Source organism: Bacillus pretiosus (genome assembly GCF_052947655.1).
Map to the genome: position 1 here is coordinate 4,192,375 of NZ_CM129593.1, position 19,972 is coordinate 4,212,346.

Below are 19,972 nucleotides of genomic sequence, written 5' to 3' on the forward strand. Positions count from 1 at the left end.
AGGTGAAAAGTATGGCAAACATCAAATCTGCTATCAAACGCGCTAAACTTAGCGAAGAGCGTCGTTCACATAACGCTTCTATCAAGTCTGACATGCGTTCTGCTGTTAAAACTGTAGAAGCTTTAGTTACTAATAACGATCTTGAAAATGCTAAAGAAGCTTTCAAAACTGCTTCTAAAAAACTTGACAAAGCAGCTCGTAAAGGTCTTATCCACCAAAACGCTGCAGCTCGTCAAAAATCTCGCTTAGCGAAACAAGTAAACGCGTAAGGCGTTTAAAAAACGATCCATTTGGATCGTTTTTTTATATACAAAAAGTTCACGTGCTAAGCACGTGAACTTTTTGTTTCATCACATATGATTTAACCGCATTAAGAAAAACTCAAGTACAAGTTTCTTATCCATTTTTCCAGTCTTCATACTATAATCAGCTTCCGCTAATTCTATAATCACTTTTTTTAATTCTTCAAAAGAGAAAAACTTCGTTTGATTCATCGCTAACTTTACACGATATGGATGCACACCAATATGAGACGCAATTTGATTTTGTCCATAACCACGTTGCTGTAACTCTTTCACTTGATAGAGCAAGCGGAATTGACTTACTAATAACGCAAGCAGTTTAATTGGTTCCTCTTGCTGCGTAAATAATCCATCCAAAATTTGCATCGCACCCGCGATATCTTTTTTTACCACTTTTTCTGTCAAAGCAAACACATTTTGTTCAACCGATTTTGGCACAAGCTCCCCAACGAGTTTCGGTGTAATCTCTCCGCCCATACCGACGTATAGCGTTAACTTGTCCATTTCCTTCGCCAACATCGTTACATTACTTCCCACAAGCTCTAACAACAAACTAACAGCTGCATTATCTATATGCACATGCACCTCATCTGCACGAGCAACAATCCACTTCTGAACATCCTGCACTTGCATCGCATTCGCTTCTACTACATCCGCTGTTTTCTTTAATAGTTTTGTAATTTTTTTTCGTTCATCAAGTTTTTCGTAAGGCGCAACAAAAACAAGAATAGAAAATGGAGAAGGCTCCCCAATATATTCTTCTAAAATTTTTATATTTTGCTCTAATTTTTCTTTTTGTGAAGTTAAAAATAGTGGTGATTTTATTAATATCACTTTACGTTCCCCGAAAAAAGGAAGTGTACGTGCATCCTCAACCACATCTTCTAAATACGCTTCTTCTAAATCATATGTCACAACATTAAACTCGCGATCTTCCTCTTCAAGCGCTTCTGTTGTAATAAGCTTTATCGTTTCATTTATAAAAAACGCTTCCGTTCCATACAGTAAATACACTGGAGCAAACTGCTTCTTTTTAATCTTTTTATGTATATCACTCATACTTTTTCCTACTCCCTAACTTGGCAATATATATTTATACTAATGCCCTAGCTTTCGTTTTACAAGTACAAAGGAACAGGCTTTATGACCCGTTCCTTTATTTATATTAAACGCCACGCAATAAGCCCCGGGTTTCTTATTGGTGTGCGGTAATCACCTTCCCTTTATTATTCACAATAAAAATTCGAGTATAAGTGCCAACTGTTAACATGCTTGGAAACAAAAAACTCGCGTTCCTTAATGATCTAAAGTAGTAAAAACGCTCGATTTCTCTTCATATGGAAATTGTAGATTTTTTTCTGACAATATTTTATACTAAAGTGGAATGTTGGGGAGGGATTCTAAATGAATGATTTTGAACAGAACGTTCAAAGTAAACGCAATGACGCTATTGATTCAGGGGTAGGATTTATCGTCTCATTTGGTTTTTTCGCAACACTTTTCATCATTGCAACTGTTATTAAATTTATCGGTTCTTAAAGACTGCTGCTTACTGGCAGTCTTCTTTTTTATCTATCATGTGTTTCATCATATGTGATTTTGCTACGAAAGGTTCCGTGTTCCACTTTAAAAACATAGGAAATAGCGCCTTGCTTATCCGTACGCCATATTTCAATCCCCATCTTCTCCAAACGCCCTATCACTTCCTTATGAGGATGCCCATACCTATTACGCTCACCGACAGAAATAATCGCTACATCAGGCTGTACAGCGCTCAAAAAAGGCACTATAGATGACGTATTACTCCCATGATGAGCAACCTTTAAAACATCCGCCCGTAAATCTGGATACGTAGCTATTAAAAATTTCTCTCCTTCTTCTTCTAAATCACCTGTAAACAGCCACGTTGCCCCTCCTAATTTTGCCCATATTACAATTGAAGCATTATTTTCACTTCTCGCTTTTCCTGTTGGAGCTAACACAAAAAATTCCGCTTCATTTACGCTCCAACTCTCTCCTTCCCCCACTTCACTTATTTTCACTTCCTTTTCTAATGCCTGTTTCTTTAATACTTTTTCTAATACCGCATCTTGTTCTTTTCGGCCAAATACAACTTCTTTTACGGTTATATTTGATAATAACTCTTGCGCAGCACCTATATGATCCGCATCTCCATGCGTTACAATTAATTTATCAATTGTTTTAATCCCTTCCTTTTGTAAATAAGGGATTAAAATATCATTTCCAACAGAAAATTCATGCTTTTTCCGTTGCCATTCTTCCTTATTTGCACGCATTGTGCCACCGGTATCAATGAGGTAAATCTCTTTATCGTACGGGAGGCGAATTAAAATTGCGTCTCCCTGTCCAACATCAAGAAATGTAACACTCCCACTTTCTCGAAAATACGGATATACATAATGACATGTACAAACGAAAAGAAATATACCCGAAGCTACGAACATAATTTTCTTCGACACCCGCCTTTCCCAAACCATCAATATACTAACAATACTCGCGTAATATAGAGCTACAAGAAGTATAGATGTTTGCCCGAAAACAAGGCGGATAAACGGTAAATTTTCACAATAACTTAGAAAATCATTAGAAAGATTCAAACCTATTGATAGTACATTCGCAAGTCCTTTCGCAAGAAACGGGACGATCGGTATAAATACCAAAACGATAATACTACACGGCAATACAATAAGAGATAAAAACGGAACGTATAGGATATTAAGAAAAATACTATATGGAGAAAAATAACCGAAGTGATATAACAAAATCGGAGTACTAACGAGTTGTGAAATAAAAGAAATATAAATGGAATTTCCGATTACTCCATTACTACTATCTAGTAAAAGCGGGGCTGACAAAAGCAAGGCGAAACTACCAACGAACGAAAACTGAAAGCCAATATTAAAGACAAGATACGGATCAAATATAAGCATACATATAGCTGTAACGCTTAAAGCATCTAAGCTAGATAAACGAATAGAACATATGAAAGCAATCAACATCAACACTCCTGTTATAGAAGCTCTTATAACAGACGGTGATGCTCCTGCTAAAATCATATATAGAGGAATGCAAAAGATAAGACATACTGTCGCTATCTCCCTCGTCACACCACTTCTTAGCAAAATAAAATACACAATCACCATTAACAATACGATATGCGATCCTGAAATCGCCAACAAATGTACAAGACCAAATTGCTGATATTGCTCTTCAACTTCAAATGTCATTTGTTGTCTATCACCAAATACTAATGCATTCATAAAAGCACCTGATTGCTCCGGAAACATTTCTGTAACGCCCGAGATTGCTTGCTGTCTCAAAAGAAGAATCCATTGCACGAGTGACAACGATGTTTTTTGGCATTCAGAAATATATGTAGCCTCCAATATGAAATGAATATTTTGCTTATACAAATAATCACGATAATTAAAACCATGAAAGTTCCGAGCTATTGGTGGCTCTTTCCTCTCACCTTCGAATACACATGATACTCCTGCGTGTAATTGTCGCAGTTGTTTCTTTTCCAAGGCCGATTTAATTTTGTAACTTAACTGCACTATATTTTTATTCTGATCTTCAACTTGAAATGTTAGGCGATCCCCGTTAATAAGAGGTGTATTTTGTATTAGCCCCCTTGTAACTTCGTAAGACTCTCCTAGAGGCTTGTTTTGCCCTTGAATATACGTAGTGTACATAGCGCCACTAAAACACGCTAACATACAAAAAAAGAAGGTTTTACGCGAAGTACGGTATAAACAATAGAAAACATACAAAACGAGAAAACAAGTCAGCAGTAAAACTGAAGTGGAAAAGGCAATTGCAATCCCTATGATAAATGAGATTGCAACATAACCCCATTGTCCATACAACTATACTCACTCCTTATAGCATCATTTTTGCTTTCGTGAATACATGCTGTAATTCTTCCATTGATAAGTTTTCTTTTTCTAAAGATGCAAATAGTTCTTTTAACTCCATATGACGCTTTTGATCCTCTAATGCTGCAATATTATATTCTAGCGGAACGTGTTTCACTGTTACATTCGCTTTTTCAAATAACTCTACGGCATATGGATGATTTTTATAATCCTGCGCATAATAAACTGCTGTAATACCACTTTGAATAATCGCCTTACAGCATTGTAAACAAGGGAAATGCGTAACATAAATTTCCGCTTCCTCCGTTTTCACACCGAATTTTGCACACTGTAATAAAGCATTCATTTCTGCGTGAATTGTACGAACACAATGATTATCAATAACGTAGCATCCATCATCTATACAATGTACGCCACCTTTAATTGAACCATTATATCCACCAGCAATAATTCGTTTATCACGAACGATTGTCGCTCCTACTGCAAGCCTTGTACATGTACTACGTAAAGATAGCAGATGGCTTTGCGTCATAAAATATTGATCCCATGAAATTCGTTCCATATTTTTCACCTACTTTTTTGTCTACTTGTAGTGTAGCGAATGAAGAAAAACTTCGTCAATCTTTTACGGAATAATAATTTGATCTTTTATTTTTTCCAATGACTTCACACCGATCCCATCAATCTCTAACAAATCTTCTATTTTCTGAAAAGGACCATGTTCTTCTCGATATTTCAAAATACTTTCTGCTTTCCGAGAACCAATGCCTGTAATTTTTTCAAGTTGTTCTTTAGAAGCCGCATTTATTTGAACTTTCCCCTCCCCCTTTGAAATAGCAGCTACCTCTTGCACTTTTTCGTTTTCATTCGGTACATAAAGGATCATTTGGTCTTGTACCATTTGTGCTAAATTCACCTTCTTCCTATCTGCCTCGGGTAAAAAACCACCTGCCTTTTCAATAGCCTCCTTGACCCGGTCCCCTTCTTTCATTTCATACACCCCCTCTTTAACAACAGCCCCTTTCATATCAATTACAATTATTTTTTTCTGCTGCTTTGTATCCGATATTTTTGGTTTACTTTTCTTCTCTAGCTCTTTCGCTTGAACATCCGTTGCAATGACCGTTCGCTCTGTATGCTGGTTCGTTTTCCAAAAAAGAAGAAAAAGTACAGTTCCAATAATAGCTACTAATCCTAACCATTTCTTTGGAAAATCCCACATCATTTTACACCTCTAATCATAAATTTATAACATCATTCATATTGTTTAGGAGAAAGCTGTTACGAAGGAGGGATGAAACATTGAACATAGGAATTATAGGGACAGGGAACATGGGGAATATACTAATCGACGCATTTTTAGAAACCCGTGCTGTCAAACCTTCGTGCCTTACAATGATTAATCGAACGCCCGCCAAAGCATATCATATAAAGGAAAAACACCCTTCTGTTCATATAGCCAAAACTATCGATGAGGTAATCAAACGATCACATCTTATTTTTATTTGCGTAAAGCCGATAGATATATACCCGATCCTACAAAAATACGCTGAACATTTTTCTGATGAAAAGTGCTTAGTTTCTATCACAAGTCCAATATCTCCGTCACAATTAGAGACGCTTGTACCTTGCCACATTGCACGTATCATTCCGAGCATTACAAACCGCGCCCTGTCTGGCGCATCACTATTTACATTTGGAAGTAAATGCTCTGAAGAGTGGCAACAAAAGCTATTTCGCCTATTCAAAAACATTTCTACTCCTCTTATGATAGAAGAAGATATAACGCGCGTTTCATCTGATATAGCAAGCTGCGGCCCTGCATTCTTTAGTTATTTATTACAATGTTTCATTAACGCTGCTGTAGATAAAACAAATATTACACATGAAGAAGCCACTACTTTAGTAAGTGAAATGGTCGTTGGAATGGGGAAACTACTTGAAAAAGAGATTTTCACATTGCCTACTTTACAAGAAAAAGTATGTGTTAAAGGCGGCGTTACAGGAGAAGGCATTCGTGTTTTAGAAGAACATGTTGGGGATATGTTTCATAAATTAATTGAGCGGACACACGAGAAATTTGATGAAGATTTAAAATGCGTCGATCAGCAATTCAATAAACACACATAATAAATACGTCATCGTCATTCCAAATCCTTTTTATAAATACTTACTTTTTTACATTACATTTTCACTTAAACTAGTATTTTCATACTTCACGTATATCATCTTCTTATTATGCTAGAACTAAAATTACAACTTCTTTACAAAACAAAAGCAACCTTCTCGGTTGCTTTTGTTTTACCCATTTTTCTTCGCCATGAAGAAAATACGCTCTGTTTGTTCTGTAACTTCAAGTCGCTCAAAGTCACCAGTGACGCGAAGCACGGTAAAACCAGCTTCTTCAAGCCATTTCGTTAACTCTTCGACCTGATATGCACGTTGCACGTGACATTCGTCAAAACGATGGTACACATCTTCTTCTGGGTCTTGAACAAAGAATGTTAAATCATGTTCTACACTATTTGATTCTTCACCAGGGAAGCAATTCCAAATAAGAGATATTTCTTCTCCATTCACTGTGTATGTTTCGTTTTGAAATACATGATGTATTTTATATAAAGAATGTACATCAAATAAAAACAAACCATCTTGACGTAAATGGTGAAACACTCTTCGAAATGTTTCTTGCACTCCATCTTCTTGCAATACATAGTTTAATGAGTCACAAAAGATCGTTACACAGTCAAACTCACCTGGAACGTCAAGCTCTCGCATGTCTTGTTGGTAAAAAGGAATAAAGTATCCTTCTCCGCCTAGTTTTTGCTGAGCGACCGTTAACATCTCTTCTGAAAGATCGACACCGATTAAATCGTAACCCTTTTGTACAAGCGGAAGTGTTACATTACCAGTACCGCATGCTACATCAAGAATCTTCGCCTCTTTCATATCCGCTTGCTGTAAACTCTCCTCTGTAAATTCCACCCATTTATCATAAGGAACATCATTCATTAGTTCGTCGTACAACAATGCAAATTGTTCGTATTTCATTGGTCTAGCTCGTCTGTAATATCCTCACGTGGCACATCGCCCCAAAGACGCTCTAAATTATAGTGATTACGCTCATCTTTATGGAATACATGAGCAACTACATCTCCAAGGTCAACTAGTACCCAGCGTGCTTCGTCAAAGCCTTCCATACGTTGTACGTCGATTTGGAACTCATGTGCTTTTGATTTAATTTCACGTGCAATTGCTTGCACTTGCTTATCTGAGTTACCGTGACAAATAATGAAATAATCTGCAATTGGTGAAATACCTTGCATATTTAGGACAACCATATCTTCTGCTCTCTTATCATCAGCTGCTTTTGCTGCTAATACTAATAACTCTTTATCTTTCATTTACTAATTTCCTCCTTGATAACTGCGTTGTATGTTTGGAATGTTAATGGATAAATCGTTTGATTTTTTTCCATTAAAAATTGAATTGTTCGCTTTAACGCAAATAATAAAGCTTGATTTATATCCGTATATGCGAGTTTACGAGCTTCCTCCACCCCTGGAAACTTTCGCCCAGGCTCAATGTAATCAGCTACATAAATTACTTTATCTAACATCGTCATTTTCTCATGACCACTTGTATGATATGTAATAGCTTGCAGGATTTCAGGATCCGTAATGCCTACTTCTTTTTCTACTAAGTATGCCCCAACAGGTGCATGCCATAACTCTTTGTTATAACAAAGTAAATCTTTCGGCAAATCTTCACTTTTAATAATCTCTTCCATCTCAGAAATCGCTCTACACTTCGCATAATCATGGAATATAGCTGCAACTTCAGCCTTTTTTTCATCCACACCGTATAACTTAGCAAGTTCAATTGCTGTCTCCATTACACCTATTGTGTGTATATAACGTTTTTCATGCATTTGTTGTTTGACAATATGAAGTGCTTTCTCACGATTCATACAACCCATTCCTCTCGATATACACCTGTACTTTTTCAGGAAGTAAATATTTACATGTTCGCTTCTCTTTATATCTCTCACGCAATAAAGATGAAGAAACTGCAAACTCCGGAATTTCCACAGTGGTGATAGGATAAGGTGTACGCAATGTATAACCAGGTCTTGCAACCCCAACAAACGTCACAAGATCGAGTAACGCTTCAATGTTATACCACTTCGGTAAATACTCAACCATATCTCCACCAATAATAAAGTGAAACTGCACATCCGGATACTTCTTCGTCAATTGTAACATAGTGTCATACGTATACGATGGGCCCTTTCTGCTTAGCTCTTCTAAACAAATAGAAAAATGTTCCTCTGCCTCAGTCGCAAACTCTAACATTTGTAAGCGATTTTCTACACTTGTAATATTCCGCCCTTGTTTATGCGGTGGAATTTGGTTCGGTAAGAACCATACTTCTTCTAAATTCAAAGCATGATATACTTCATTTGCAATTAGCAAATGCCCATAATGTGGCGGATCAAATGTACCGCCAATGATGCCAATTTTTCTCAAAAGAAACGCCCCTTCCTTTTACCTACAGTAACTCTCTTCATTCCTATCCGAAGAGAGTTCACTGTTAATAAAAGTTCAATTGGTTTCGCTCTCTACATCATTACGCACTAACGATAAAAAATAGCATATGCTATTCTTTTGATCGCGGAAGTTTAATTTGTTTATTTTCTCTAGATTCTTTGTATAAAACGATTGTACTTCCAATTACTTGAACGATTTCAGCACGTGCGCCTTTTGCAAGTTCTTCTGCAACTTCACGACGATCGAATTCACAGTTTTGTAGCACACTTACTTTAAATAGTTCACGAACTTCTAAAGTATCTGCGATTTGTTTAATCATATTTTCATTTACTCCGCCTTTTCCTACTTGAAAAATAGGTGTTAAATGATGTGCTTGTGCACGTAAAAATCTTTTTTGTTTTCCTGTTAACATATATGTTAGCCTCCAAGCTTTCTTATAACTAATTGTTTCATTCTATCGATATTCGGTACACGCCCTGTCCACATTTCAAATGCAAGCGCACCTTGATAAACAAACATATCAATACCATTTTGAATCATTGCACCTTGCTCTTTTGCCTCATATAAAATTTTCGTTTCAAATGGATTATAAATTATATCTGATACAATCGTCCCTTTTTTTAACGAAGAAATTTGTAATGGCGTATATTCGACGCGTGGATGCATACCTATTGTTGTCGTCTGAATGATAATATCATAATTCCCTTGTTCTTCTGTTGCTTTTTCTAACGATAAAGCAACAGAATTAACAGTAGCTGTACATGCAGCAATAAGTTCTTTCGCCTTATCTACTGTACGATTAGCTACATCAATCTCTTTCACACCTACATCAGCAAGAGAAAAATAAATAGCTCGACTAGCACCACCTGCGCCAAGCAATAAAATACGTTTCTCCTGAAGTGGTTCACTACTAATTGACTGCAGCGCTCGGACAAAACCAATTCCATCTGTATTGTAACCAATCAATTTCCCATCCTTATGAACCACTGTATTTACTGCACCAATTTGTTTTGCTAGCGGGTCAATCTCATCCAAATAATCCATAATAGCAACTTTGTGCGGCGTTGTTACATTAAATCCTGAAATACCTAATGCTTTTAAACCTCTTACTGCTTCCCCTAGCACTTCCTCTTTAACAAGAAATGCATGATAATGGGCATCCATATTCAAGTGTTCAAATGCATCGTTATGCATAACAGGCGATAATGAATGTCCAATTGGATTTCCGATTACACCATATAATTGTTTCATAAATCCCTCTCCATATTAAATTAAAGATTTACGTAGCGAAACACTTACTCCTTTTGGTACGTGTGCAACAATTTTTGCTCCCGGTTCGTTCACAGTAACCCATCCTAATCCAGAGAATACAACATCCGTTTTTGGTTCACGAATATTAAATTCGTATTTCACTAGATCTGGCATATTTTCTAATTCTTCTGGTGTTGGCGGGCTTAGTAAATCCCCAGCATGATTTTTATACAATTCATCTGCTTTCTCAAGCTTTGTACGATGGATTGTTAAACGATTCGAGAAGTGACAAGTAAATGCACGACGACCACCACTTACATAATCAAAACGTGCCAATCCACTGAAGAATAATGTTTGTTCTTCATTTAATTGGAACACCATTGGCTTAATTTCTTTTGTTGGTGTAATAAGTTTTAAGCTTTCTTTTCCAACATAATGAGCCATTTGATGGTGGTTAATAATACCTGGCGTATCATATAAAGAAGATTCTTCGTCTAACGGAATATCAATTAAATCAAGTGTTGTTCCTGGGAAATGAGATGTTGTAATTACATTTTCAGTCTCATCACTAAATTCTTTAATCATACGATTAATAAATGTTGATTTTCCTACATTCGTACATCCAACAACGTAAACATCTTTTCCGCCGCGGTAATACTCAATAGCATCTGCCAGCTCAGCAATCCCTTGCCCTTTCGCTGCACTAATTAAAAAGACATCTTCTGGCTTTAATCCTAGCTGCTTTGCACTATAGCGCATCCAATGCTTTACTTTATCATGTTTTACTGACTTAGGAATTAAATCAGCTTTATTTCCAACAAGTAATACTTTATTATTTCCCACGAAACGATGTAGGCCAGGTAACCAGCTACCATTAAAATCAAAAATATCTACAATTTTAACTACTAGCGCATCCGATTTTCCAATTCCATTTAGAATACGTAGGAAGTCATCATCTGTTAATGATACATCTTGAATTTCGTTATAATGTTTTAAGCGAAAACAGCGTTGACAAATTACTTGTTCTTTCTCTAAAGATGAGGTAGGAGCATATCCCACTTCGTTTTTATCTTCTGTTTGAATTTCTACACCGCAACCAATACATTTAATTGTTTCAGTCAAACTTTATTCCTCCCAGTTAATTAAACCTTTTTTCTTCATATTTCTCATAATTCTTCGTTCAATTTTTCGATTAAAGCGCGTTACTAATCCGTCCGTTTGTGCTACCGGTACAACTAAAATTGTATGAAGTCCCACTCGGTTTCCACCTAAAACATCCGTTAGTAACTGATCTCCAATTACTACAACTTCATCTGGTTGCAGGTGCATCTCTTGTATCGCACGCTTAAACGCGCGAACAAATGGTTTACGCGCACTATGAATAAATGGAATACCTAATGGATCAGCAAAGTCTTTCACACGTTGCTCATTATTATTTGAAACGACCGTTACTTGAATACCTTGCTCTTTCATTTTCAAAAACCATTCTTCAAGTTGTGGCGTTGCATTTGGACGATCCCATTCAATTAACGTGTTATCTAAATCAGTAATGACACCTTTAATTCCACGTTTTTTCAAATCTTCTGGTTGAACATGATATACATTTTTCACATATTCATTTGGTAAAAATAGCTTCAATTTCTTTCACCTCTTTGAGGAGTTTTCATAAAAATTTTTCGACAACATATTTCGATATATGACCTGTGGATAAAATTGTACACATTTTCCACATTAATTTTTCAGCTAATTTGGAATTTACTAACAATCTATACACATTTTATCCACCTAGGTATGTGGATAACCACTCGTTTGTGACTGTCATATTTTTTTGGTACATTAAATGCAACAACGAATCAATCCTTAAATTATTAGGAGGTGACTCACCTTGAAAACAAAATATATGGAACAGTTGTCTACTGAGTTACTCACTGAGTCTTATTATAAAGCAAAAGAACTAAAATTAAATCCCGACTTCATTTTACTTATAAAACAAGAAATGATTAGACGCTCATTAGAGGACAAGCTTGTCAAATCGTCTTGATTACATATAAAGTGAAATTTTAATGAGCTAACTTGTAAAAAGAGCCATCCTGCGATGGCTCTCGAATAAACAAGTACTCCCATCTAGGGAATTTCATCATTAAGCATCTTTGTCCATAACTCTTGCTTACAGTTATAAAATGTTTTCTTTACTTATGAGCCGAACGAGTAGCAATTTTTTCACCAAGACGAAGCTCTTGTCCACTCTTCAATTCCTGCACTACTTCTATCATATCTTTTTCAAACAATAACACAACTGTTGAGCCAAATGTAAAGTATGCCATTTCTTCACCTTTTTGAACAGTGTCTCTTTCATGCAACAGCTCAATACTATTAACAAACATAGCTCCTACTTTTACAAGTGCCATATGTTTACCGTCACTATTTACTTCTGTAACAGAGCGATAATTTTTTGACAATGGCTCTTTCCCATATTCCATACCAGCTGCATTTACCGGATATGACTTTCTACCAAGTACAAACCTTTCAGTCACAGAACCAGAAAGCGGACTATGAATACGATGATAATGACTTGGGCTTAAATAAATAACCATGTATGTACCACCTGCATATCGCTTTGCACGTTCTTCATTACCTAGCATATCCACGATTGAATAACGCTTACCTTTAATATCAAATGTTTTTGTGTCCTCAATAGGACCGTGATCAGCAAAAACACCATCAACAGGACTAACGATACTCGATGCATCTGTATCAACACTACGCTTTCCTTCTTTTAGCTTACGCGTAAATAATTCATGCAATGTTCTATATTCCTTCAAACCCTTTTCCATCTCATCTTGGTTAATTTGAAAAACTTTCGCATACGATGGAATAATGATAGAGCTCAAACGAGATTGTGCAAATTTACGTAATATATAAGAAGTAAAACGACCATTTGTAAGTTCGATCATAAGTCGATATAATGTACGTCGCAAATTGCGAAACCTCCTAATCAGTCTATAACTTTAGCTTCCCCTTCTTTTCCTTCTATATCATATGTAAAATTGGTTCTTATTCCCACATATCATATAGAACTGTTTCATTATACATGCGGAAAACTAAGTATGGTATTATTCTTAAATTGTTTAGCACCCTCTAATATTACAGATAGAATCCGTCATTTTCAACAGTGAACATAGATTTCTTCTGAACACAACTCTTTTTCTTTCCTTATTTACAAAAAGAAAAGCAGCCCATTTTAAAATATGGCTGCTTGCAATGTACATTATTCTTTCGCTTTTTTCTCTTTCTCAGCTCTTACAAATTCATGGAACATTTTCATTAAAGCGCGCTTTTCAATTCTTGATACGTAGCTTCTGGAAATACCAAGTGCCTTCGCAATCTCTCGTTGCGTTTTCTCCTTATCAAGCCCCAGTCCAAAACGCTTCACGATTACTTCTTTCTCTCGTTCGTCTAAAATATCGATATACTCTTTAATCTTTTCTAACTCCATACTAAGCTGAATCATATCAATTACATCTTCAGACTCTGATTTTAATATATCGATAAGCGATATTTCATTCCCCTCTTTATCTTGCCCGATTGGATCATGAAGTGAAACGTCTTTTTTCGTTTTTTTCAGTACACGTAAATGCATTAAAATTTCATTTTCAATACAGCGTGCTGCATACGTCGCAAGTTTTGTGCCTTTTCCTGCCGAATAGCTCTCGATCGCTTTAATGAGCCCAATTGTACCAATTGAAATTAAATCTTCTGCATCTTCCCCTGTGTTTTCAAATTTTTTAACGATATGAGCTACAAGCCGTAAATTATGTTCAATTAACAGATTTCTCGCTTGAGCATCACCTTGCTCCATTAACTCTAAGTACTTTCTCTCATCGTCTGATGATAACGGCTGCGGAAACGCATTATTCTTCACATAAGAAACAAAGACAAACACTTCTCGAACCATATATCCAATTGCGGCGAATAGACTCAAACCTTTCACCTCCGCCAAAATAGTGGTCTTTACTATGTGTATGTGGGCGTGAGGTTGTTTGTGTCTGTACTAAGCAAATATGGAACCCTTAACTTATTGGAGAACTAAATGAACCCTATCGATTGAATTATATTTTCATTATATTATAATTTACAAAGTGCGAAAAATTAGAAAGAGGTGTTTTCATGCCATACTCAACTGTAAAAATCAGAAACTCTATCGTACTCATTTTATCACTCTTCCTACTTTCAGCCTGTGAACAACAAAATACAAATACACAAACTGATAACAACAAAAAGGAAACTGTGACAACAAAAGATAATACAAACACCGAAAACAAGAACAAACCCGAAGAACAGGAAAAAGCTAAAAATCAAACAAAAACTAAAAACCAAGCAATGCCTGAAGATCCAGTAAAACCTGAAGAACAGACAAAAATTAAAGAAAAACAAGACAACGCTGCAAATATAAACATAACAGCAAGCAAGGCTAAAGAAATCCTCATCCGAAAATTCGGAACATTAGATAAAAATGAAGTTACATACAATCTTCTACCTAGTGAAAGCTCGGCAAAAAATAAAATTAATAATAAACTGGGTACTGATTACTATACTTTCACGCCTCAATTTGATAATTATCGTGCTGATTTCACCTTTTCTGTTCATAAACAAACAGGAGAAATTATTGTTAATGGGAGTGACGGTAGCACATTAACTGAATCAGAATTTAAAAATACACAAGAAAATCAACAAGTTAATAAACAAACTGGGAAACAATCGAATGAACCAATAAACAAACCCGCCGATATTACTACATTCACAAGTGAGGATGCCATAAAAATCTTAGAAAAAACGATGGGACCTCAAACAGCTCAACTACACTATGGCGCCACAACTGAACCTATCGGAATAATCAACGGAATTAAACTATACGATGTTTTCTATGCACGTGGAGAGGGCGAGCGCCAACGCGTTTACAACTTTGCAGTAGGTTCGGATGGAAATATATATGATTGGTATGAAGCTCAAAAAGGCGTACTTAAAATCCACTAATATCTCTTATTCATATAACTAAAAGCCAATCGAGATTCTCGATTGGCTTTTCATAAAACTATTCACTCCAAATCTTTTCCCCCGTATGCGCATCAATATAACGAATTTCTCGACTACAATCAAAGGATTCTTTATAATTTTCATCCGTCGTTTGTTTATACAGTAGTTCGTAGTTCGTTTCCTCTACGTCATTTTCTAAAAACCATTCTAAATTAACTCGCATGGCCCCTCTGTATATTGCTAACGCTTTTTCCTTTTTTACTTTTGGTGTTGTTTCGTATGTAAGCAATTCTTTTATAAGGTTGCTAGACTCTCCGGAATAATGCACCACAGCCCCATTTCCCGCATTGATATTAACCATAAATTGCTTATACTCTGCCGGAATGCCATTCACATATACGGAAAAGGTAAATCTTTCAATCCCATCTTCTGCTTCTTCACGTTCTTCCCAAAGACGTAGATATTGTGTGACATCTGGAATAACTTGTTCCAAAAATTGAAGTGCTTTTTGTAAACATTCCTCTCTAGGAAATATTTGCTTTACTTCTTTATCGTCTGTCAGTTTTATAAAACCAGTTAATTCATTGGTAGATTTATCAACCGTAATGCCAATTAAATTATTATATTTTAACATCGGTAAATGCTTTTTAAAGAATTCATTCATTAAATATGGATTCTTTTCTTCTTTCTGTTTTTGTAATTCCTCTTTCGGAACAAATTTCATTCTTATTTCATCATCATTTTCCGTCTCAGCTACTTTTGTAAAATTTTCTTTATTCCATTCAAACAAATCGAATATATCGTCTGGCCGGCTACCTTTTTTCGGTTTTTCAACAGCTACAGTTGAAGGCAATTTATAATGATCGGGCCCAAATAAATCTTTACCTGTACTTGCATTAATAAACGTATGACTAGGTTCTGGTTCATATACAAGATGATTCCCTGTTACTTCTTCTCCATTTTCATACTCACATGAAGAATGTGTTAAATCTACAAATACAAGTCTCATATCTTGTCTAGCTTTTAAATTCTCTAAAACGACGTTCTCCTCAACAAATTCACTTGGCCATAACGGTTTTTTCTCGATAGCTTTTTGTCCATTATAACGAAAATGCACAACATTCCCTGAAGGATGAACTCGCACAACACACCCTGTATTCGGCAATGGATAGCCATTTACTTCTTGCATATAATTTACTTCTTTCCGACCACGCCTGTCGTCCTTAACCGTTACATATGTATAAAATTCATATCCTTCTTTTGTATATTTTTTTAAGAATGCATTTGCAATCTCTCTTGCTTTATTCTCTCCTATCGCTTCCTTACCACTCGAACTCGAAAAATATTTTTTATCATCTATACTAAATTCGATTAAATTACCAGTATGTCTATTCAGCGTAATTTGTATCGTTCTCTCCTCATCCTCTTTATGTTCCCACCATAATAGATGATATGGGTCATCCACACCTTCTTGATCATCTACGACAAGCCTATAATCATCTGAAATGTCAATAATATGAGCCACTTGCCCTTTTCCTTCTTTATCTTTTTGATTCATCATACCTCTCCTTCATTACAATTTAAGGTAATTATAACAAATAAAACTAAATGGCTATAAACAAAAAAGACTAGAGATATCTCTAGTCTTCTACTTCGTCTCACGATGTAGCGTTACTCGCTTTAATCGTGGACAATATTTTTTTAGTTCGATGCGCTCTGGATTGTTTCGTTTATTTTTTTTAGAAATATAATTACGATCACCGCACTCTGTACAAGCCAATGTAATATTTACACGCATATGTAATTCTCCTTTCTTTCAAAGATCGCAAACTAAAACGTAATGATTACGATTTATATGTTATATAAGTTTATTCTATTTGTCAATTACAAAAAAAAGACAAAAATCTGAAACAATTAGTTCATACGAAATTCACACGAATCTATTACTATAAGAATTGTACATAGTGAATTTATTAACAATCACGTTTATTCATATAGAATCTTACTCGAAAGGAGTTGAAAATATGAAAACTAAATATCGTTTTATGATCTCCTCATTTGCTGCTTGCGCTTATATGCTTTGGTATTTAGTATAATAACAACCTCACTTGTAAATAGGAAAAGGTGTGTATATAAATGGAATATAATCAATCAACAGTTAACTACTGGAAAGCTTTTGTACTACCATATACATTTGCTTTAGAAGAGTTAAAAACTAAATTTGAAATTATGAACCGGGAAGCTCAATTTTTAGAGGATTACAACCCGTTTGAACATATAAAAACAAGATTAAAACAACCTGAAAGTATTATTAAAAAGCTTGAACGTAAAAATTTATTACCGACAGTTGAGAATGCGCAAACACATTTACAAGATATCATCGGCATTCGTATTACATGTTGCTTCGTAGAAGATATTTATCATTTAAAAGAAGTCATTCAAAAGCGTGAGGATATGGAAATCATAGAAGTAAAAGATTATATCGCTAATCCAAAGGGAAACGGATATAAAAGTTTACACATGATCATTAAGTATCCTTTATCACTGAATTCTGGTACAAAAGATGTATTTGCAGAAATCCAGTTACGTACACTTGCTATGGACTTTTGGGCAAGTTTAGAACATAAACTTTATTATAAATATGAAGGGAAAATACCTGAGTATTTAAAAGATGAACTACATGATGCGGCAATGAAGGCTGAAGATCTTGATAATAAAATGGCAACAATTCGCCAAGATATTGATGATATCGAAGCATGTTCAAATCAAATTCTATTACCACTATAAAAAGGTTCTCTCCAATGAGAACCTTTTTTATTTCGCTATTTACGGGCAGTAAGACTCCCTGATTAAAGTTTCACTTTATTTCTTCCCTATCGTGCGAACCTCTTCAATTTTCCAGCCATCTTCTTCTTTTCCAAGCGCATACTGTACATTTTTCTGAAGAGTGACCTCCCCATCTATTTCCTTTTCCTTTGTTTCAACTACAACATACCCTGCTTTACTAGCTTTCATGTCTATATGTTCCAATTCAATTTTCTTATTTCCCTTTTGAAAAGCGGCTTCTTTTTGTGTTTTTAAGTCTTCAGCACTAGGCAGCTTCTTTGAGAATAACTCCATATGTTCAGCAAGATTTTTTTCATTTGTCGTCCGTACAAATTTCTCCATAACATCTTGAATCGATTTTTCTTCTTCTTTCGTTATTTGTACCTTCTCCTCAATTTTTTTAGTAGTAGATTTTTGTTCTATATAATTCTCCTTGGATTGACATCCAACTAGCAATAATACACCTATTAGAAGGGCTCCTATCCCTCTGAAAAAAGTCCTCATCTTTCCCATCTCCTAAAAAGAAAAGTGAGGCATTTCGCCTCACTTTTCTTGATAATTAGCGTCTTCCTTTATTCGGATCGCCACCGCCAACAATATCAAAGACACGTTTAGCGATATTTGTATTCTCTTGAACGCCAGAGAACAAGTATTTACCAGGGCCAAATGCATATACGTTTACATCTTCCCCCGTATGTCCACCTGTTGTCCATCCTGTAACCGAACGCTTATTGAAAATATCCTCAATCGCATTATCAATCTTTGTTACATCTTTTGAAGGAGCAATATCATTTACCGCTTTAATTTCTTCTGGTGTTAATTGTAAATCAATATATTTTTTTAATGTCTCTTCTACATTTGCACCTTTTGCAATCTCATTTGCCATGAAGTCTGGTGTGCGTTTTGCAGCTTTAATTGGATCTACTTTAAAGTTATACTCACCATTCGCACCTAAAGATAATCCGCCAGTAGCGTGGTCTGCCGTTGCAACGACTAACGTATTTTTATCTTTTTTCGCAAACTCAATCGCTGCTTTAAATGCTTCTTCAAAGTCTTCCATTTCACTCATTGCACCTACGATATCATTATCGTGTCCAGCCCAGTCGATTTGACTTCCTTCAACCATTAAGAAGAAACCATTTTTATTTTTGTTCAAACGCTCAATTGCTGCATTTGTCATTTCTTCTAATGAAGGTGTCTTCTCATTACGGTCAATCATTTTATCTAAACCGCCTGGTGCAAATAAACCTAAAATTTGATCGTTTTTATCATTTAACAATTGATCTCGATCTGTTACGTAGCTATAACCAGATTTCTTAAACTCTTCTGTAAGATTGCGATCTTTTCTAACAAAGTTTTTTACACCGCCGCCAAGCATAACATCTACTTTATGCTTCCCTTTAATTTTTTCATCAAAATAATCATTTGCAATTGCATCCATATTTTTACGACTAATGTCATGCGCACCGAAAGCAGCTGGTGTTGCATGTGTAATTTCAGAAGTAGCAACGAGTCCCGTTGATTTCCCTTTTTCTTTCGCTTGTTCAAGAACAGTTTTCACTTCTGCTTTATCATTATCAACTGCAATTGCCGCGTTATATGTTTTAATTCCCGCTGACATAGCTGTTGCTGCTGATGCAGAGTCTGTGATATTTTCATGTTCATCTTCCGGATATGTTTTTTGTGTTCCTACAAGATGCTTATCAAACTCTGTAGATTCCATCTCGAATGTTTTTGGATTATCTTTCATATAACGATGAGCCGTCATGTATGAAGGACCCATACCATCTCCAATTAACACAATAACATTTTTAATCTTTGCATTGCTTCCGCTCTCATCTGCATTCACTTCACTAGAACGTGTAAAATTCCATGTTGCCACCGAAGTAACTGCTAACGACGCCACAACTGCAAATGGCCATGCTTTTTTCACAAACTTTTTCACTGTCTTGTCCCCCTAATTAGGTTATTCATTTCCCACTATCAAATTTAATAGAAGACTATTAAGAGAAAATTAGTTATATGTAAATTTTTTGTTAACTTATGTAAATATCAGTTATAATTTGTATAAGTTTGTCTGTTCGTATCAACCTTCTTCCCCTTTACAATT

At 35.6% G+C, this 19,972-nt stretch carries 24 protein-coding genes; 6 read left to right on the forward strand and 18 right to left on the reverse strand.

What is annotated here, in order from left to right:
* Nucleotides 1-11: 11 nt before the first annotated feature.
* The gene (gene rpsT, locus ACU8YW_RS21580; protein WP_001274014.1) at nucleotides 12-269 is read left to right on the forward strand and encodes a 30S ribosomal protein S20; all 258 of its coding nucleotides are present in this window, start codon (nucleotides 12-14) and stop codon (nucleotides 267-269) included.
* An 81-nt stretch (nucleotides 270-350) separates the two neighbouring features.
* Here the strand turns inward: rpsT and holA are convergent, their stop codons facing one another.
* Entirely contained in the window at nucleotides 351-1,361 is a 1,011-nt protein-coding gene (gene holA, locus ACU8YW_RS21585) for a DNA polymerase III subunit delta (protein WP_001279932.1), read from the reverse strand.
* A gap of 345 nt (nucleotides 1,362-1,706) precedes the next feature.
* Between holA and ACU8YW_RS21590 the strand changes: the two genes are divergently transcribed.
* Nucleotides 1,707-1,841 (forward strand): YqzM family protein, encoded by a 135-nt coding sequence (locus ACU8YW_RS21590; RefSeq protein WP_000997609.1) that lies wholly within the window; start codon nucleotides 1,707-1,709, stop codon nucleotides 1,839-1,841.
* 29 nt (nucleotides 1,842-1,870) lie between these two features.
* Here the strand turns inward: ACU8YW_RS21590 and ACU8YW_RS21595 are convergent, their stop codons facing one another.
* The 3 genes from ACU8YW_RS21595 to ACU8YW_RS21605 all read right to left on the reverse strand — a co-directional run bounded on the left by ACU8YW_RS21595 (nucleotide 1,871) and on the right by ACU8YW_RS21605 (nucleotide 5,426).
* On the reverse strand, nucleotides 1,871-4,192 hold the full coding sequence (locus ACU8YW_RS21595) for a DNA internalization-related competence protein ComEC/Rec2 (RefSeq protein ID WP_088064431.1): 2,322 nt from the start codon (nucleotides 4,190-4,192) through the stop codon (nucleotides 1,871-1,873).
* Nucleotides 4,193-4,205: 13 nt separating this feature from the next.
* Nucleotides 4,206-4,763, reverse strand: coding sequence for a ComE operon protein 2 (locus ACU8YW_RS21600; RefSeq protein ID WP_000439786.1), 558 nt, complete (start codon nucleotides 4,761-4,763; stop codon nucleotides 4,206-4,208).
* A 63-nt stretch (nucleotides 4,764-4,826) separates the two neighbouring features.
* Complete coding sequence (locus tag ACU8YW_RS21605) at nucleotides 4,827-5,426, reverse strand: helix-hairpin-helix domain-containing protein (protein WP_426933891.1); 600 nt, start codon at nucleotides 5,424-5,426, stop codon at nucleotides 4,827-4,829.
* Between the two features lie 77 nt (nucleotides 5,427-5,503).
* Here ACU8YW_RS21605 and comER point away from each other — a divergent pair, with 77 nt between their 5' ends.
* Nucleotides 5,504-6,331 (forward strand): late competence protein ComER, encoded by an 828-nt coding sequence (gene comER / locus ACU8YW_RS21610; protein WP_088064433.1) that lies wholly within the window; start codon nucleotides 5,504-5,506, stop codon nucleotides 6,329-6,331.
* A 171-nt stretch (nucleotides 6,332-6,502) separates the two neighbouring features.
* Here the strand turns inward: comER and ACU8YW_RS21615 are convergent, their stop codons facing one another.
* The 8 genes from ACU8YW_RS21615 to ACU8YW_RS21650 all read right to left on the reverse strand — a co-directional run bounded on the left by ACU8YW_RS21615 (nucleotide 6,503) and on the right by ACU8YW_RS21650 (nucleotide 11,640).
* Nucleotides 6,503-7,252, reverse strand: coding sequence for a class I SAM-dependent methyltransferase (locus tag ACU8YW_RS21615; RefSeq protein WP_000873069.1), 750 nt, complete (start codon nucleotides 7,250-7,252; stop codon nucleotides 6,503-6,505).
* On the reverse strand, nucleotides 7,249-7,605 hold the full coding sequence (rsfS, locus tag ACU8YW_RS21620) for a ribosome silencing factor (RefSeq protein ID WP_000653210.1): 357 nt from the start codon (nucleotides 7,603-7,605) through the stop codon (nucleotides 7,249-7,251). The genes ACU8YW_RS21615 and rsfS overlap by 4 nt, the downstream gene beginning before the upstream one ends.
* Entirely contained in the window at nucleotides 7,602-8,171 is a 570-nt protein-coding gene (gene yqeK / locus ACU8YW_RS21625; protein ID WP_001078363.1) for a bis(5'-nucleosyl)-tetraphosphatase (symmetrical) YqeK, read from the reverse strand. Before yqeK ends, rsfS begins: the two co-directional genes overlap by 4 nt.
* Entirely contained in the window at nucleotides 8,161-8,730 is a 570-nt protein-coding gene (gene nadD / locus ACU8YW_RS21630) for a nicotinate-nucleotide adenylyltransferase (RefSeq protein WP_060488253.1), read from the reverse strand. The genes yqeK and nadD overlap by 11 nt, the downstream gene beginning before the upstream one ends.
* A gap of 130 nt (nucleotides 8,731-8,860) precedes the next feature.
* Nucleotides 8,861-9,163: a ribosome assembly RNA-binding protein YhbY gene (gene yhbY, locus ACU8YW_RS21635; protein WP_000955225.1), complete on the reverse strand. Its 303-nt coding sequence runs from the start codon at nucleotides 9,161-9,163 to the stop codon at nucleotides 8,861-8,863.
* A 5-nt stretch (nucleotides 9,164-9,168) separates the two neighbouring features.
* The gene (gene aroE, locus ACU8YW_RS21640; protein WP_048541495.1) at nucleotides 9,169-10,002 is read right to left on the reverse strand and encodes a shikimate dehydrogenase; all 834 of its coding nucleotides are present in this window, start codon (nucleotides 10,000-10,002) and stop codon (nucleotides 9,169-9,171) included.
* A gap of 15 nt (nucleotides 10,003-10,017) precedes the next feature.
* Complete coding sequence (yqeH, locus tag ACU8YW_RS21645; RefSeq protein ID WP_088064435.1) at nucleotides 10,018-11,124, reverse strand: ribosome biogenesis GTPase YqeH; 1,107 nt, start codon at nucleotides 11,122-11,124, stop codon at nucleotides 10,018-10,020.
* A 3-nt stretch (nucleotides 11,125-11,127) separates the two neighbouring features.
* Nucleotides 11,128-11,640, reverse strand: a complete 513-nt coding sequence (locus ACU8YW_RS21650) for a YqeG family HAD IIIA-type phosphatase (protein WP_000765308.1) — start codon at nucleotides 11,638-11,640, stop codon at nucleotides 11,128-11,130.
* 247 nt (nucleotides 11,641-11,887) lie between these two features.
* On the opposite strand from ACU8YW_RS21650, the gene ACU8YW_RS21655 reads away from it, so the two are divergent.
* Nucleotides 11,888-12,043 (forward strand): sporulation histidine kinase inhibitor Sda, encoded by a 156-nt coding sequence (locus ACU8YW_RS21655; RefSeq protein ID WP_000853283.1) that lies wholly within the window; start codon nucleotides 11,888-11,890, stop codon nucleotides 12,041-12,043.
* 148 nt (nucleotides 12,044-12,191) lie between these two features.
* Here ACU8YW_RS21655 and ACU8YW_RS21660 read toward each other — a convergent pair whose 3' ends face one another.
* Together ACU8YW_RS21660 and sigK are read right to left on the reverse strand one after the other, a co-directional pair.
* Entirely contained in the window at nucleotides 12,192-12,980 is a 789-nt protein-coding gene (locus tag ACU8YW_RS21660; protein ID WP_088064436.1) for a phosphatidylserine decarboxylase, read from the reverse strand.
* 290 nt (nucleotides 12,981-13,270) lie between these two features.
* Nucleotides 13,271-13,984 carry an RNA polymerase sporulation sigma factor SigK gene (gene sigK, locus ACU8YW_RS21665; RefSeq protein WP_000051382.1) on the reverse strand — a complete coding sequence of 238 codons (714 nt, stop codon included), beginning with the start codon at nucleotides 13,982-13,984 and terminating at the stop codon, nucleotides 13,271-13,273.
* Between the two features lie 185 nt (nucleotides 13,985-14,169).
* On the opposite strand from sigK, the gene ACU8YW_RS21670 reads away from it, so the two are divergent.
* Nucleotides 14,170-15,036 carry a hypothetical protein gene (locus ACU8YW_RS21670; protein ID WP_088064437.1) on the forward strand — a complete coding sequence of 289 codons (867 nt, stop codon included), beginning with the start codon at nucleotides 14,170-14,172 and terminating at the stop codon, nucleotides 15,034-15,036.
* Between the two features lie 58 nt (nucleotides 15,037-15,094).
* Here the strand turns inward: ACU8YW_RS21670 and ACU8YW_RS21675 are convergent, their stop codons facing one another.
* Nucleotides 15,095-16,594 (reverse strand): YcdB/YcdC domain-containing protein, encoded by a 1,500-nt coding sequence (locus ACU8YW_RS21675; protein WP_088064438.1) that lies wholly within the window; start codon nucleotides 16,592-16,594, stop codon nucleotides 15,095-15,097.
* A 90-nt stretch (nucleotides 16,595-16,684) separates the two neighbouring features.
* Entirely contained in the window at nucleotides 16,685-16,834 is a 150-nt protein-coding gene (rpmG, locus tag ACU8YW_RS21680) for a 50S ribosomal protein L33 (protein WP_001265617.1), read from the reverse strand.
* Between the two features lie 338 nt (nucleotides 16,835-17,172).
* On the opposite strand from rpmG, the gene ACU8YW_RS21685 reads away from it, so the two are divergent.
* A complete protein-coding gene (locus ACU8YW_RS21685) occupies nucleotides 17,173-17,823 on the forward strand; it encodes a GTP pyrophosphokinase (RefSeq protein ID WP_000456212.1) in 651 nt (216 codons plus the stop codon).
* Between the two features lie 75 nt (nucleotides 17,824-17,898).
* Here ACU8YW_RS21685 and ACU8YW_RS21690 read toward each other — a convergent pair whose 3' ends face one another.
* Nucleotides 17,899-18,366 (reverse strand): hypothetical protein, encoded by a 468-nt coding sequence (locus ACU8YW_RS21690; protein WP_048541481.1) that lies wholly within the window; start codon nucleotides 18,364-18,366, stop codon nucleotides 17,899-17,901.
* Nucleotides 18,367-18,421: 55 nt separating this feature from the next.
* On the reverse strand, nucleotides 18,422-19,807 hold the full coding sequence (locus ACU8YW_RS21695; RefSeq protein WP_088064439.1) for an alkaline phosphatase: 1,386 nt from the start codon (nucleotides 19,805-19,807) through the stop codon (nucleotides 18,422-18,424).
* Nucleotides 19,808-19,972 lie beyond the last annotated feature (165 nt).